This is a genomic window from Paludibaculum fermentans (assembly GCF_015277775.1).
In the GTDB taxonomy this organism is placed as follows: Bacteria; Acidobacteriota; Terriglobia; order Bryobacterales; family Bryobacteraceae; genus Paludibaculum; species Paludibaculum fermentans.
This window is the reverse complement of the sequence record NZ_CP063849.1, coordinates 823,115-838,680: the sequence shown is the minus strand read 5'-3', so window position 1 is coordinate 838,680 and position 15,566 is coordinate 823,115. Positions and strand designations below refer to the sequence as shown.

Sequence of the window (15,566 nt, the reverse complement as noted above, 5' to 3'; positions counted from 1 at the left end):
CCGTCGTGGGCGCGGTTTCCCGCGCGGGATGCCCAAACCCCATTACACACCCCGGATCGTAATCACCTTCCGGAAGGGCGTATACCCGGTGATGTAGACGCAGTTTCCGGCGGCTCGCAAGACGGCTCCATGCGCCTGGTACGTATGTCCGGAAAGACTGATCACCTCATGCTCCGCCTGGCCCGGTCCAAACTCGATCCCCTCGCCGCCTACCCGATAGGACCCCATGCCCTCAGCCAGGAACAGCGCCTTACCTTCACCCCCACGCCCGCTCAGCGCCCCCGCCCGGATCGCGCCGCCAAACTCGCCGCCCGGACGAAACGCAAGCTCGATCGCATAGGGAACGCGGTCGTGACCGGTAATCTCGATGTGCAGTTCGAAAACACCCGGCTTCTCGATCACCGTGACCTTCTGGTCCAGCACCTGCACCCCGCTCATCTGCCGGTGCGGAAAATCCAGCTTGCTCCAGAATCGCCCGTCTTTCACCGGAGTGAGCGCATAGTCGCCGCCGGCGTTGCGATACTCTTTCGGCAGCGGTTGATAATACGGAGCCTCCCACCGCTGCTGAAGGAGGGTCTGATTCCCGGCGACGCTCACCCCCTCTGCCCGGAACACGCCAAGACTGAAGAACGGCCCACCCATGCGCACTGAATTGAGAACCGCACTGCCGTTGCGGAAATGGAAGAACGTTGGATTGTGGGCCAGCCCGGACGCGATGCCCAGCGGCCGGTCGTTGCCACCGTAAATCGACGCGGCCCGCTCCCCCCTTCGGATGCGCACCAGGTGACTGTTGGCGAAGACCCTCACATAGTCGGCGGGGATCGCGCCGCCCTCCGGCAACGGCTTGCGCAGCAGCGGTTCGTCCAGGAAGTGTACGACCGGGTTCATCCCCTCCACCAGCCCCTCGCCGGGCCGCTCCGCAATCAACCGCGCCACCGCCGCAAAGACGGGGTTGTTCTCAAGAATGGCCATGTAGCGGTATTGGAGGTAGAAATTGGCCACGTGCACCGGCCGGTCCTGGTCCTGGCGGCGCGAATGGATCGTCTCGAGTTCACCATCCGGCTGCATCAGATACAGATTCGCCAGCAGGTGCCTCCGCACAAGCTCCAGCAGCACAGGCCGGTTGAGCAGCCGGGCCATGGTCACGAAGGCGTTCACCTCCACCCGCGCATAGTTTGGGCTCCGCTCCGGGAACAGTCCATCGGCATCCTGGTAGATCCCTTCGCCCAACCAGTCGTCAATTCGGTCGACATACCGGGAGGACGGAAACAGCGAGTGGATCCGCGCCAGTGCGGAGCAGATCACCCAGCGATGATTCGGCGTGTGAATGCCGCCGGTCACCAGGGCATCGCCCACTCTCAACAGGAACCGGCCGAGGGTTTCCTGCGCCTGCGCCAGGCGCTCGTCCCTGCTTCGGCGCGCAACGGCCAGGGCAGCGGCCGTGGCCTCGACCACAAACCCGGTATCAGGTGGAGACGACAGATTGCCCGCATCCAGCAGCCCGTCGGGATGCAGGGCGTCCAGCAATGCCTGCGCGCTGCGTTCGATCCTCGGGATCAAACTCTCTGATCGGGAAAAGGAGGATTCCGGCGCACAATACGCCGCCATCAAAGCGGCCAGGTCGCCCCCTCGGCCCACCCGCACGGCCGCCCCACCCGGCGCCGGCGCTTGCTGCAGCATCCGCCTCACGGTCTCGTCGTTGGCCTTCAGCAGCCGGAGGAACATCCTCTGCCCTTCGTCCCCGGCATTCGCTCCCCCCGAGTCCTGCGCGTGGGAGCCGGCCGAGGCCGCGACCGCTCCCAACGTCTGCCCAATCACATCCCTTCGCGTCATGGTCACTGTTCCTCCTGGAGCGAAACTCATCCAAACCGGGGGTGGTCCCGAACGGCACCATCCTATCGCGCCGCGCCGTGGCCGCAGCCGGCAGAGCTGGACACAACGGTGGAGACGTGGCGATCCACAGGAATTGGCCAAGCCGTGCAGCGATAGGGGAGCCCGCGATTGTAGATCCCTCCGTGGGTTGCCGGCCCCCCGCCAATCGTATGAAGGCAAACTTTCAATGCTAGAATCCTATGAACCACTGGACCTCGTTTCGTTCCAGGCCCGGCAGCAACGCCGCTGCAGCAGTAAGGGGGACGAAGTCGTACATCCAGAATGCAAACCGCCGCAATTGCCTACCGCGTCGCGGATTTCCTCAAGCAACACCCGCCATTCGAGTTCATGGACGTGGCCGATCTTGTCGCCCTGGTCGCGCGCGGCCGGGTGAAGTTCCACGAAGCCGACGAGTACATCTGCTGGCAGTCCGCGCCGCACGCCGCCCTGTTCTACGTCATCCAGCAGGGCTCCGTGTCTCTCTGGGACGAATCCGCCACCCCGCCCGTCCTCCGCGACATCCGGGGCGCCGGCGATTGCATCGGGCTTGAGCGCTTCAACGGAGCCCCCGCCAATCTCTTCTCCGCCAAAGCCACCAGCGACGTCGTTCTCTACGCCCTCTATGCCGCCGACTTCGAACCCCTGCTCCAGCGCTACCCCCGTGCCGGCAAGTTTGTCGTCGCCTACTCCACCGTCACAGCCGACTACGAAGCCCCAGGCGAGCGGCCCTACCCCCACCAGATCTTCCTCTCTGACCTGCTGCGCGATCGAGCCCCCTTGCACTGCCCAGGTTCCACGCCCCTCCAGGTGGCCGCCCGCCTCCTGCACGAATCCGGCGCGCAAGCCATTGCCTTGACCCACGCCGGAGCGTTCGCCGCCATCCTCACCTCCGGCGACGTGCTGAAATGGGTCGCGGCCGGCGCTTCGAACCCACGGCAGCCGGCACTCAATATCGTCAATCCGGAATCGGTCACCGTCTCCCCTTCCACCCTGGTGAGCGATTGCGTCCTCGCCATGGCGGAAGTCGGCGCCTATGCGGCCGCTCTCACCAGCGACGGTTCACCGCACAGCGCCCTGCAGCGGATCATCACGATTCCCAGCCTCACGCCGGCGTTCGGCGATCATCCGGTCGCCATCCTGCGCGAAATTGCGGCAGCGCCCAATGTCGCTTCGCTCCGCGCCCTCAACGAACGCGCTCGTGCCTGGATTCTCGACAACCTCTCCGCGCCGGCCGCCGCCGATTGGCTCGCCGCCTTCTCTGATTTCGTCAACCGCAGCATCGTCAAACGTCTTCTCGCTCTCCTCCACCTCGATCAGGCCGGTCAGTGCTGGTGCTTCTACGGCACCGCCGGACGCCACGAACTCCTCACTTCCATCGCCCCGTCCATCGCAATCATCGGAACCTCGCCCGTATCCCCCTCTCTTGAAGCCGCGCTGGCCGAATGCGGCTACCTCTCCGCCGAAGCGCCCGCCGCCGCCGGTCTCGACGAATGGAAGGACCGCTTCTCCGGCTGGATCCGCGATCCCATCCGCCGTGAGATGTACCGCTCGCGCCCGTTCTTCGATCTCCGCCCGGTGCATGGCCCGGAACTCGCGTTCAACCACCTGGAATCGCACATTCGCGCCGAGCTCGCCGCCGAGGCCGGCTTCCTCCAGCTTCTGGCCAACGATTGCCTCGCCAACCTCCCGCCCCTGACCTTCTTCCGCGATCTCGTCGTCGAAGAATCCGGCGAGGTCACGGACACATTCCGCCTGGAAAGCAGCGCCCTGCAACCCCTCGCCGATGTCGCCCGGGTCTTCAGCCTGGCGGCCGGCCATCCCCTCGGCGCCTCCACCCGGACCCGGTTCGAGGCAGCGGCCGGTCTCCTGCCCGCCCAGCAGAGCATCTTCCACGAGGCCGCCGGCACAATGAGCGTCATGCTCTTCCACCAGGCTCGCGCCGGTTTGCGCCAGCGCACCAGCGGCGCCGAATTGCCGCTCCCCTTGTTGAGCCGCCACGACCGCCAGGTGATCAAGAGCGGATTCCGTTCCATCCACAAACTGCTCGAATTCACCGCATCCTGGGCATGGTTGGAGGCGGTTTGAGCTGGCCACCCGAAACACCCAACGAGCAGGTCCGCTTCGTCGTCCTCGACTCCGAAACGACCGGCCTGGACCCGCGCAAGGACCGCATCGTCACCATCGGCGCCATCGCCATCGTCAACAACGAGATTTTGCTCGAGGATTCGTTCGAGGCCATGGTGAAGGTGGCCTACAACTCCAGCGCCGTGACGGTGCACGGGGTCACCCGTGAACAAAGCTTGGCGGGCCTCGACGAACGAGAGGCCTTGGAGAAGTTCCTCACCTACCTGGGGGACGGCGTCATTGTCGGCCACCACATCAGTCACGACGTCGAAACCTTCAACGCCGGCTACGAGCGCCACTTCGGCTTTCGATTGCAGAACTCCAGCCTGGATACGATGGACCTCACCCTGCACCTCGAACGCGACGGAGCCTTCGCCGGTCGCGACCCCATCCAACAGTTCTCCCTCGATGCCCTGTGTACGCTCTTCGGCATCATCCCCCACGACCGGCACACCGCCGCCGGCGACGCCTTCATGACGGCCCTGGTCTTCCAGCGCCTGCTCCGCCTCGCCGCAAAGCACGGCCGGACCAGCCTGGCACGCCTGACAGAACCCTTCGTACCCTAAGTTCTCTGCACCGCCAGGGCGTACTGTAGTCGACCATCTCAAGCTGGCCCCGCGGCGTCCGCCGGCAATAGACGATCTGCACTCTGTTCCTGCAGTTCAAAGTCAGGCCGGCCGGCTCAAACCGAAGCCATGCTGGCACTGCCTCGGAGAGGTGAACCCCGCTCCACCAACCACCCACAGCGACCTGTTACAACGGATATAGACCTCTTTTTCTACAAGAGCAGCTTCATTCATGGCCTCATCTTCATCTACGGCAGCGCACCCCGACATTGACCTGGAACTCCTGAAACGCATCCAGCAACGGATCCTGTGGCTCAGCACCTACATGATCCACTACGCCAATCATGTGCGCCAGAATCCCGACTCGCTCAAGGTGGGCGGGCACCAGGCAAGCTGCGCCTCTGCCGTCAGCATCCTCACCGCCTACTATTTCGCCGCCGCCGAGCCGGACGACCTCATCTCCATCAAGCCCCACGCCGCACCCGTCTATCACGCCATTCAATACCTGTTGGGCAACCTGCCCCAGGACAAGCTGCTCCGCTTGCGGGAGTTCGGCGGCCTGCAGGCCTATCCCAGCCGCTTGAAGGATCCTGACTCCTTCCACTTCTCCACCGGCTCCGTCGGCTTCGGCGCGGTCATGCCGCACTTCATGTCGCTCGCCAACCACTATGTGACGGACCGTTTCGGCTATGCCCAAAAGCACCGTTTCCTGGCCCTCATGGGTGACGCCGAGCTCGACGAAGGCAACGTCTGGGAAGCCCTGGGCGACGACAACCTGCAGAGCCTCGGCAATGTGATCTGGGTGGTGGACCTGAATCGCCAAAGCCTCGACCGTGTCGTCCCCAACGGCCGCGCCCAGAAGCTTGGGGCCTCCCTGCGTTCCTTCGGCTTCCACGTCATTGAGGTCAAATACGGCGCCCGGCTGGAGGCCGCCTTTGCCCGTCCAGGCGGTCCACGCCTGCGCGATCGCATCGAGCAGATGCCCAACGACGAATACCAGGCCCTGCTGCGAGTCCATTCGGGCGAAGAACTCGCCCACCAACTCTGTACGTTTCCCGACGGCCGCGATGAGGCCGTAGCCCGGTTGCTGGCCGGCGAATCGGAAAACGATCTCCGAAGCCTGGTCTCCGACCTCGGCGGGCACGACCTCAGCAGGCTGCTCGACGCCTTTCGCGAGGCCGCCGCCATCACAGACCGGCCCGTCGCCATCGTGGCCTATACAGTAAAAGGTTGGGGGCTCCCCCTGGCCGGCGACCCCAGCAACCACTCGCGCCTCGTGACGGCGGAGCAGATCGAGCAACTGCGCGGGCACTGCGGAATCGAGGAGGGCGGCGAGTTCTCGGCGTTCCCCGCCGGATCGCCCGAGGCGCGTGCCTGCCTGGAGACACGCCAGCGGCTGCATCTGGATCGAACCGCGCAGCGTCCCGCCTCCTCACCACCGGCGCACCCGCAAGCGCAAGTTCCGGAGAGCTTCGCGCCCGACTATCACGGCGAGGTCTCCACGCAGCAGGCCCTCGGCTCCATCCTGTCGGAACTCACCCGTCATCCGGAGCTCCGCGCCAGGCTGGTGACCACCAGCCCGGACGTGGCCGTCTCCACCAATCTGGGAAGCTGGATTCAGAAGGTCGGCGTCTACTCGCCCCAGAACCGCATCGACTATTTCGGTGAGCGGTCCGTGCCGGTCGCGCTGAAGTGGAAGCAGGGCAATCACGGCCAGCATGTGGAACTCGGCATCTCCGAGAACAACTTCTTCCTGATGCTCGGAGCCCTGGGCGTCTCGTCAGACCTGTTCGGTGTGCCGCTCGTGCCGATTGGGACGCTCTACGACACCTTCATCTCCCGCGGCCTCGATGCCCTCCACTACGCCATCTATAACGGCGGCAAGTTCATCGTGATCGGAACGCCCTCCGGCATCAGCCTGGGCCCGGAGGGTGGTTTGCACCAGTCCCTCATGCCTCCGTCCTTCGGCATTGAAAGCCCTCTGATCACCTACTACGAGCCTTGCTTCGCCAAGGAGGTGGAGTGGATCCTCCTCGAAGGCATACGCCGCATTCTCGAGGATCCCGCCGCGGAAAGCCTGTTCCTGCGGCTCTCCACCGTGCCGCAACGGCAGGACCTGCTGCCCCACGACCGTCCCGCATTGCGGCAAAGCGTACTCGACGGAGGCTACCGCCTGCTCGACTATTCCAACCGCGCGGAGTACAAACCCGGTGAGAACGTAGTCAACCTCTTCACCTGCGGAGCCATGGTCCCCCAGGCTGTCGACGCCGCCCGCGAACTCGCCGCCGACGAACTGTTCGTAAATGTGATCTGCGTCACCAGCCCGGACCTGCTGCACCGCCAGTGGGTGCGTGCGAATCGGGAACGCATGCAGGGCCGCCCCGCAGCCCACCATCTGGAACAACTGGTGCCCCGCAACGAGGCCCACTGCCCCATCGTGACCGTGATGGACGGCCACCCGCACGCGCTCTCCTTCCTGGGCAGCGTCTTCGGAGCCAGGACGGTAGCACTGGGCGTGGACCGCTACGGCCAATCCGGCTCCAGGCAGGAACTCTATCAGCACTACCAGATCGATGCCCTGTCCATCATCCGCGCAGCCATCGAAGTGCTGAACTGAAGCAGCAACCTTCGCCATGGGGCGACCCGCCGCACCACCGGAACCCGGCCAACCAAGTCGTAATCCCGCTCGACGGACGTCCGGCGCCGATGTCGCGGCCCCTGGCTTCCTAGTGGCCGATCGCGCCTGGCCGCTGCTGGTCTTCCGTAGGCGAGCCGCTTCGCCAGGGGAGTCGAAGGGTGAGGTGAACGGGTTCCGTCCCTGCCTCGATCTCCACTGGGTCGGCGGCGGTCGGCGATAGGCCATCCAGGCCGCTTGTGGTCCCCAGAACCCGGTACCTCGTCCCGGCCAGTAGGCTAACGAGGAACGGGCTTCCTCTGCCCCTGGTGTTCGCCACTTCGTCCCCCCTTGCAGTCACGATTCGAACTGTAGCTGAGGCATTCGGCGTCCCATCCGCGTTCAGGACAACTACCTCGACGGTGCGCTCCGGCAGCCGGTCCGGCAGCGTGAGCTCAAAGTACCTGGACTCGCGCTCCCCGGCGAAGCTGATCTTCGTGGCCGCGGCGCGATCGGAAGTCCCGGGATGGAACCAGCGCGGATAAGGTGCGCGCCCGGTCGCCGCGTCCACCAGGTTGACGCCCAGATAATGAGGGTCACCTTCCATGGCGCGCAATGCAAAGCGGCCTTGCTCATCGGTCATGGTGGTGACGATGGTGAGATCCTGTCCGTCCACAGCCCCCACCTCCACATGCGCCGCCGGTTCTCCCGACCTCAGCCTCAGCCGCCCGGTCATCCGCGGAGCACGGTGGAAGTAGGTCTCCATACAACCGTTGGGCCGCACCTGCACTCTGGGATCGCCCTCCATATCGCCGTCCTGCTCATAGTGCAACGTGTAGCTGCCCGCGGGCAGGCTGGGAAAGAAGAATTCCCCCTGGCGATTCGGCTTGGCCTTGAACGCCCGCGACCCGTCGTGTTCGAGGGCGATCGTCAGCGGGCCCTTCTGGCGGGCCCCCTCAGCATTGGTGTGCACACGCAGGCTCCCGCTGCTCGGCAAGCCCGCACGCTCTCGAAAGAAGGCAAGATCCTTCGCCGCCTCATCGATACTCCGCGTACCGGAGCAACGGCCCGTCTGCAGCCACCCCGCCGCAATCCGGGATGCGTAAACCACATATGCCTGCCCCACTTCAAAGCCGAAGCCGCAGGAGCGCGCGTCGTCGGTCCCAATCTCCATCTCCTCCTGCCCCGCCGGAACGCCATGCAGCACGGAGCCGACCCGCAGCCGCACAAGGTATCCAGGCATCGGCTTCTCCGGGAATTTGCCGGTGAGCCGCCGCGCCTCCTGCGTGGGCGAGGAAATCGAGATCACTGTGCCGGTGAACACCGCATCGGCCCCAGCCGCGGCCGCGCAGGGCGTGGCAGGACCACTGCATTGGCAAGCGAGCAATACCGCTTGGGGCAATACCAGGAACATGGAAACAATCAGCTTCCGCATCTGCCTAAAAGCTACCGCATTTCGAGCAGTAATATCGTGCACCTTGAACAGCGAAAACTGCCGCCCCCAGCTATACCCCCGGCGCCAGCCGGGGGCCCGCAACAGGTACGGTCCGCGGGCATAGGTAACGAATTGGACCGGCGACATCGGTAACACAGATCAGCGGCGCAAGAGATCTGATCCGCCTTATCGGTACGGCACGATGAGTGTCGATGCCGTGGAAGGAGACCAGAGCAATGGACCAACGGGTTCAACTATTGCAGGAGTACGACGAAGGCGAGACCGTGACCGCACTGGCGGAAGCCTATGGCGTATCGAGAAAGACGGTCCACAAGTGGATCAAGCGTCGAGAGGAGGAAGGCGTGGCCGGTTTGCAGGACCGCAGCCGGGCGCCTCATACCAGCCCGCAGGAAGTCAGTCAGGAAGTCATAGAGCGCATCCTGGCTGAGCGGCGGAAGTGGAACTGGGGCCCGCGCAAGCTATTGAGGAAGTTGGCCGAGGCGGAGCCGGAGAGGAAGCACTGGCCGGCGCCCAGCACCATCGCCATGATCCTGAAAAGAGCGGGTCTGAGTGTCACACGAAAGCGACGCTTGCGGACGCCGCCCTTCGGGCAGCCCTTTGCGTCCGTGGATGGACCCAATCGGACGTGGTGCGCGGACTTCAAGGGTTGGTTCCGTACAGGTGATGGCGTGCGTTGCGATCCATTGACCATCACGGACGCCCACAGCAGGTACTTGCTGCGCTGCCAAATTACGCCGAAGACGGATGGAAAGCATGCGGCTGCGATCTTCGAGGCGGCGTTTCGAGAGTACGGTCTGCCGGAGGTGATTCGTACGGACAATGGCACGCCGTTTTCGACGCGGGCGCCTGGCGGACTCAGTCGGTTGTCGATGCGCTGGGTTCGGCTGGGCATTCTGCCGGAGCGCACAGCACCGGCCTCACCGCAGGAAAACGGCCGCCACGAGCGCATGCATCGGACGTTGAAACAGGACACGCTGAATCCGCCGGCGGCCAACCCGCGCCAGCAGCAGAAGCGATTTCACGACTTTCAAAGGATCTACAACGAGCAGCGGCCCCATGAAGCCCTGGACTACGATACGCCGGCAAAACACTATCAGCCGTCGTTGCGCCCGATGCCACGTCGGATCCCGGAGGTGGAGTACCCGGCAGGGCTCGTGCTACGACGGATCCAGAATCACGGAGATCTCTACTACAAGGATCAGAGGATTTTCATCAGCGAGATCTTTGCGCGTCAGTTGCTTGGACTGCGGCAGGTTGACGATCGCTATTTCGAAGTGTTCTACGGCATGCTGTTGCTCGGCTGGCTGGACATAGAGCGTAATCGGTTTATGAGGAAGAAGCCGAAGGCGCTGGAGCAACAGGACGACGAATCCGCGGCGGTGCCGGCCGCTGAGTAAGGCCCATGGAAATGACGCACCGTGGAAAGCGAGGAAATCCAAAAACAGGATTCCCTCGCTTCCCACCGCGCTTGGAAATCGCTACGCGATTCCCACATTTCCACAGGCGTACGAATCCGGCTAGAATCGCGAAAGGCGATCAGACAAGCCCCCGCGACGACTGTTACCCATGTCGGTAGACCAGATTGTCACCCATGTCCGCGGCCGTACAAACAATTCACTTCCTGAATCTCAACGAAGCGCCGTCCTCCCTGCCTTCTCCCGCCAATCCGACCCCACCTCCACATCTCAAGTAGTAATCGCCAGTACCCTAAACATCCGAAGCCGCCACCCCCAGCATTCCCCTGGGCACTGCCCAGGGCCCGCCGCAGGTGCGAACCCACTTCCTGAACGGGCAGGAGCCCCACCCAACCTCGTGATCTGGCGGCAAATCCCAGCCAACGCCAGAATCTGCCGCGCTGTTTGCCTATTCAAACTGATAGGACTCCAGCCGGAGTGACACTCACTGTGCGCCACTCCCAACAAGTTGCGTCGCGCGCCGGCAAACTGCCTGAACTTCTCTGTCGACCCAATGGAAGCCCAAATGCCGCCCCAGGCCATCCCCGTGCGCCTAGAGATGCCCCCCACTCCGCGCTATCATCATCGAAATGGATCCGGACAACCCCGTAGTGCGCCTCTGCGTCAAGGGCATGGAGTGCGAGTTCGCCGGCGATTTCGTCGGCGCGGCCCGGTCGTTTCTAACCGCCTGGAACCAGAGCACGGACGACTTCGAGCGCTGCATCGCCGCCCACTACATGGCCCGCCATCAGGAGACGCCGGCCGGCGGCTTGGCGTGGAACCAAAAGTCTCTCAATCACGCGGCGGCTGTCGACGATGACCGGGTTCGCGACTTCTATCCCTCGCTCTATCTGAACCTCGGCAAATCCCACGAAGACCTGGGCAACCGTGAGGAAGCAAAGCATTTCTACGAACTGGCCGCCAAGGTGGCCGATGCCCTGGCCGAAGGAAGATATGGCGGTGTCGTTCGCGACGCGGTAGCCCGAGCCCTGCTGCGCGTCGCCTAATCGCGGGTGTTGCCCGGGACCAAGGCCCTCCGGCAGTTGGATATCCTGGCCACATGCGAACGATCATCACTCTGCTCGCGTCTCTGGCGGTAGCCCACGCTGCCGAAGTCCATCAGGCCGCGCGCACTTGCAACACCGAACGCATGCGGCAGGTGCTCGCTCAGCACCCGGCATTGAACGAACCGGACGAAAACGGCTTGCCTCCATTGCACATTGCCATCGACGCCCGCCAGAGGGCCTGTGTCTGGATGTTGCTCGAAGCCGGCGCCGATCGCAAAGCCCTCGACCGGCAAGGCCGGACCCCCTTCGACGCCGCTGCCCGGATTGCTGACGCGGAGGACCGGAGCAGGATCGAATACATGCTCCGGAATATCGGAGCACCGTCGTCGCGGGCACAGTCCGCGCCGGCTCCGTGGTCCCTCGAGTATGCCGCCAAACACGGTCAGCCCGGCGTCACGAAGATGCTCCTCTCTCTGGGTGCCGATCCGAACACCGCCGGCACCGGAGGCACAACACCTCTAGCCGAGGCCGCCTTGAAGGGCGATCTCGAAAGTGTGCGCGCGCTGCTGGCCCGCGGAGCCAAGCCCGCAGCCATCAGCCGGATCGGCACGCAGCCGATCCACGACGCCGCCCTGGGAGATCATCCGGAAATCATTCGCGAACTCGTAAGGCAGGGAGCAGAAGTGAACGCCCGCACAAGGGACGAGGCCCAGACCCCGCTACACGTGGCCGCCGCCATGGGCCGGACGAAAGCAACAGAAGCACTAGTGGCGCTAGGCGCGGATCTGACCCTGAAAGACGCTCAAGGGCGCACACCGCTGGAAACGGCGGAGCGAGCCGGCTTCCCGAATCTCGCCGCCATTCTCAAACGCCCCACGCCTGCAAAGTGAACCTGCGGCGGATCGCCCGATGCGGACGTGGATACAAGCGGTGCCGCATCGCCGAAGATTTCTGCCTCGTCGAACCGAACGCCGGAAACCACTTCGCTCACCCGGCGTCGCATCAGACGGCGCCCAAGCTTGCGCGGGCCGTCTCCCAAATCGGATCGGCATACCCCTCCGCCAGGAACTGCGTAGCCGCCTCTCTTCCGGCGGTCTCGGACCGAGGCAGGAATTCTCTGGGTCGAATCGTTAGGTGGATCCGGCTCTGTGAAAACGCTGTCGCCGTCCTGTACCCACGGGCCGCCAAAGCGGAGGAGGCCGCCCACTCGTCCCCAGTCCCAGAGCGCAGCGACGGGCTACACGGACGTTTCAATGGAATCCCCCTGGCCCACAGGCCCCCAAAGCCGAGGAAGCCACAAATTGAGCCGCGACTGAAAGGAGCGGGGGAGCAACGGCAAGCCTCCAACCAACCAGCAAAGCGGGTCGTACCCCGAGTCGCGCGCCGCCAATGGAGCGTGCTGGAGGGGTGGCAAGTGAGGAATAGGTTCACCCACGCCAGCCCCGAATTCCGCCGGCCTATTCATGTGCGGAATACCGGTCAAAGGATGGAGCGTCGACAGCCAGGTTGCGCAGCAGTTGAAGGATGGCCTGCCACCTGGCGGGCGGATCATCATAGCTGGAACCCTAAACAGAGATGTTCTCTCGAATGAGTTGGGTCAGGAAGAGGAGCAGGTCGCACCGTTCATCGGGGTTCTCGCCCGATGCACCCACGGCCGCGCACCAGGAGTTCGCGTCGTCGAGTGCGGAGGACAGGCGGAGCAGATCGTGCTGCCGCGAAGCAAGGAAGATGGCCGATGCAATCTCGGATGTAGTCGCAGCATCAACTGCATTCGGTAACGGCGTGCTTTTCCAGGGGACAGTCTGCTCTTGCAGATTCATCATGACCCTCCATTGATATCGCTGCTCTGGTGCGAGTGAATTCGCGGAGACCAATGTTTGAGCAGATCGAACCGGGTTAGCCAATACTGATGGATGCCAGGGCGTTGGTTGTCGGAACTCCTATCGGCGGCGCCGGCGGCGCGTGCCGAGTCGCGCATCCTGCCCGGGTTGAGTGAACCGGCCACACTCTACGGGCCGGTGAGATTGACCAAGCCGGGGTTCGGCCAAAGTGCGCGGGAAAGCCGGGCCGCGTCGACTGGCTCCGCCTGAACCTGGCGAAACAGGACCGTATCAGAGTGCGCACCCAGTCGATATTGACCATCCTGCATCAGGCGGCAATGGCGCACCTCGCCAAAGATAATGGTGGCCCCAAACTCAACCTTGATCCACGCGTTCGTCGGCAGATGCACGTCCACAAGCATGCCCAGGCCTGAATGCGAGAGGTCCAGCAGGCGCGCCTGAACCGGTACCAACTCAGCGCCGACAAGGGCGGTAACGAGCGCCGGATCGTGCTTTACCAGAAAGCGAGGCTCCGACCGCATATCGCCGCGTCCGGGTCGGGCCGCTGCGACCCCAACGCCAGAAGGAAGGGCAGTCCGAGCGGCCACTGCCAACGCAGCGCTGAGGCTTGCAGTCGGCTGCCCCATTTCAGCCGCTGACATTTGGTCTGCGCAGGATGCTGGCTGGCCTTCGTCGGACTCCGGTGTGGATTGCTTGCTCTGCCCGCCTGCCGCCTGTGCAAACGCTGGCTCATCCATGAAAGTTTACTCCCTGCTTGTGCTTCTTCCCGATGTAGCGGGTTGGACACAGTCGTGCACGTTTAGGACCAAACCCAAGCCCAATGCTGCCAATGCGGCGCATTTGGTGAATGTCTCAATTCGAGAATAGCGTCGCGAAGCGAGACAGCCATCTCGCGTTAATCCCAATAGTACAATGGACAATGTTTACGCTTACACACCGCATTGGACTGCATTCGTCTTACTCTTTGTATGCCGGCGACCCTATTTAGTAGCACAGCAAACAACGCATGGCTCGTAACAACGGAGGAATCATCAATAACGGTCTCGCACAGGTATAACGGTCAAATACCAAGTATGCGTGTAGAACCTGGCCGATAGGACGCCCCAGCAGCCTGTCCCGACGCACCACGAGACACTACAACTCAGTCGCCATTTTTGGCGAATCACCATGGAACTCACCGCAATCCGCCGGTTCCTCTCTGCAATTCCGCCGCTTCGCCAGACACCGAGCCCGCAGCGGAGGCCCCCGCCAGCCTAAGCAGCCTGGTCCTGTGCCATATCCCACAAACAGTACTTAGCTGTCTGCAATCAGCCAGGAGGAGGAGAAACCCAGTTGGTATGGGCACCCATCCCCAATATTCTCGCCAGGGCACCAGCCGTGCTCCGCGGCGAGTCCCGATCTTCCTGCCCCCCCCTCAGCCGCGAAAACCCACTCACCTCCCCCACTTCTCCCCCACTTCCCTCATTAAGGATTCTTCAGTCACCAGGCCTGAAACTCTTTTTTCTCTTTCTTTGCAACACCCACCTCTCGAAATCAGCCCCTTTCCCCTTGACACCCCCCTTACCCTGGAATCGCGCCGGCACCCACGCCGGCCATTTTCGTTTACAAGGAGATTTTAGTTATGGCGACCGCAGCTCAGATCAACGCCAATCAGGCGAATGCGAAACGATCCACCGGACCCGTGTCCCCCGTCGGCAAGGCCCGCTCATCCCAGAACGCCCGCCGCCACGGCTTCACCGCCCAGCACCTCACAATCACGCCCGAAGATCGCGCCGCGTTCACAGCCCTCGAAGCCGCCCTCCGCCTCGACACCCGCCCCGCAACCAGCCTGGAAGAGGAAATCTTCCATCGCATCCTCACCCACACCTGGAACCTGCGCCGCATCGAATCCTTCGAGTGCATCATCCTAGGCGAAACGGACCCATTGGCCGAAACCAACACCCACGACGGCCAGCTCGAACGCTACGCCCGTTACCGTCGCGATCTCGAACGCGGCCTCTACCGCGCCATCCGGGAACTCAGCAGACTCCAAACCGAGCGCGCCGCCCTGGGCCAGCAGCACCCCCACGTCGTCCAGGGCATCCGCGAACACGTCCCCCTGGCCGAAATCACCCGCCTGACCAAAAACACCGAGGAACTCTTCTTCTACGACGGCTACGGCGCCCCGCGCCGGGCCCTCGAACACCTCACTACCGGCATCGATACAAACCATCCGGACAACCAGGATCCGCTGGCCGAGCTCCAGCCGATCCGCGTTCCACGAAACGAAGCCGGCCTGGCCTCTGAAGGCGGGTTGCCGGCCCAGTTCTACAACGTTTCCAAGCGCTGAACACCGCATCCACGCAACGTCGCCACGCCTTGACGAAACGAAGCCGCCGGCGGACTCGGCATCCGGTCACACCCCGCGATCGGCGCCCCAGGGCACTGCTCTTTGAAAACCACACCTCTTCCCTCCCCCACGAGGAGGCCCCCCGGGCCGTGGCCACCACACCCTTCGTGTGTCCGCGCCTCTAACTCTCGCATTCATTCCCGCAGGCCGTCGGCGACGGGCCCCCGAAGCGCCACCGATCCTCGAGTCCTCTCCGTCCGCCATCAGCCGCGGCACGCCCCGCTCCCCTTCAACATCCCCTCC

General features: G+C 63.7%; 11 protein-coding genes. 7 read left to right on the top strand and 4 right to left on the bottom strand.

Annotated features, from left to right (window positions below; all coding sequences use genetic code 11):
- Positions 1–42 precede the first annotated feature (42 nt).
- Positions 43–1,833 (bottom strand): hypothetical protein, encoded by a 1,791-nt coding sequence (locus tag IRI77_RS03360; RefSeq protein WP_194450672.1) that lies wholly within the window; start codon positions 1,831–1,833, stop codon positions 43–45.
- A 321-nt stretch (positions 1,834–2,154) separates the two neighbouring features.
- Between IRI77_RS03360 and IRI77_RS03355 the strand changes: the two genes are divergently transcribed.
- From IRI77_RS03355 to IRI77_RS03345, 3 genes are all read left to right on the top strand, one after another.
- Positions 2,155–3,957, top strand: coding sequence for a putative nucleotidyltransferase substrate binding domain-containing protein (locus IRI77_RS03355; RefSeq protein WP_194450671.1), 1,803 nt, complete (start codon positions 2,155–2,157; stop codon positions 3,955–3,957).
- Positions 3,954–4,562: a 3'-5' exonuclease gene (locus IRI77_RS03350; protein WP_194450670.1), complete on the top strand. Its 609-nt coding sequence runs from the start codon at positions 3,954–3,956 to the stop codon at positions 4,560–4,562. The genes IRI77_RS03355 and IRI77_RS03350 overlap by 4 nt, the downstream gene beginning before the upstream one ends.
- 232 nt (positions 4,563–4,794) lie before the next feature.
- A complete protein-coding gene (locus IRI77_RS03345) occupies positions 4,795–7,179 on the top strand; it encodes a transketolase-like TK C-terminal-containing protein (protein ID WP_194450669.1) in 2,385 nt (794 codons plus the stop codon).
- A 109-nt stretch (positions 7,180–7,288) separates the two neighbouring features.
- Here the strand turns inward: IRI77_RS03345 and IRI77_RS03340 are convergent, their stop codons facing one another.
- Complete coding sequence (locus IRI77_RS03340; protein WP_194450668.1) at positions 7,289–8,611, bottom strand: hypothetical protein; 1,323 nt, start codon at positions 8,609–8,611, stop codon at positions 7,289–7,291.
- 236 nt (positions 8,612–8,847) lie between these two features.
- Here IRI77_RS03340 and IRI77_RS03335 point away from each other — a divergent pair, with 236 nt between their 5' ends.
- From IRI77_RS03335 to IRI77_RS03325, 3 genes are all read left to right on the top strand, one after another.
- Positions 8,848–10,029: an IS481 family transposase gene (locus IRI77_RS03335; RefSeq protein ID WP_228486229.1), complete on the top strand. Its 1,182-nt coding sequence runs from the start codon at positions 8,848–8,850 to the stop codon at positions 10,027–10,029.
- A 647-nt stretch (positions 10,030–10,676) separates the two neighbouring features.
- Positions 10,677–11,093, top strand: a complete 417-nt coding sequence (locus IRI77_RS03330) for a tetratricopeptide repeat protein (protein ID WP_194450667.1) — start codon at positions 10,677–10,679, stop codon at positions 11,091–11,093.
- Positions 11,094–11,146: 53 nt separating this feature from the next.
- Positions 11,147–11,983: an ankyrin repeat domain-containing protein gene (locus IRI77_RS03325; RefSeq protein ID WP_194450666.1), complete on the top strand. Its 837-nt coding sequence runs from the start codon at positions 11,147–11,149 to the stop codon at positions 11,981–11,983.
- Between the two features lie 675 nt (positions 11,984–12,658).
- Here the strand turns inward: IRI77_RS03325 and IRI77_RS03320 are convergent.
- Together IRI77_RS03320 and IRI77_RS03315 are read right to left on the bottom strand one after the other, a co-directional pair.
- A complete protein-coding gene (locus IRI77_RS03320; protein WP_194450665.1) occupies positions 12,659–12,916 on the bottom strand; it encodes a hypothetical protein in 258 nt (85 codons plus the stop codon).
- A 185-nt stretch (positions 12,917–13,101) separates the two neighbouring features.
- Positions 13,102–13,455, bottom strand: coding sequence for a hypothetical protein (locus IRI77_RS03315; RefSeq protein WP_194450664.1), 354 nt, complete (start codon positions 13,453–13,455; stop codon positions 13,102–13,104).
- 1,100 nt (positions 13,456–14,555) lie between these two features.
- Between IRI77_RS03315 and IRI77_RS03310 the strand changes: the two genes are divergently transcribed.
- On the top strand, positions 14,556–15,263 hold the full coding sequence (locus tag IRI77_RS03310) for a hypothetical protein (RefSeq protein ID WP_194450663.1): 708 nt from the start codon (positions 14,556–14,558) through the stop codon (positions 15,261–15,263).
- Positions 15,264–15,566: the final 303 nt, after the last annotated feature.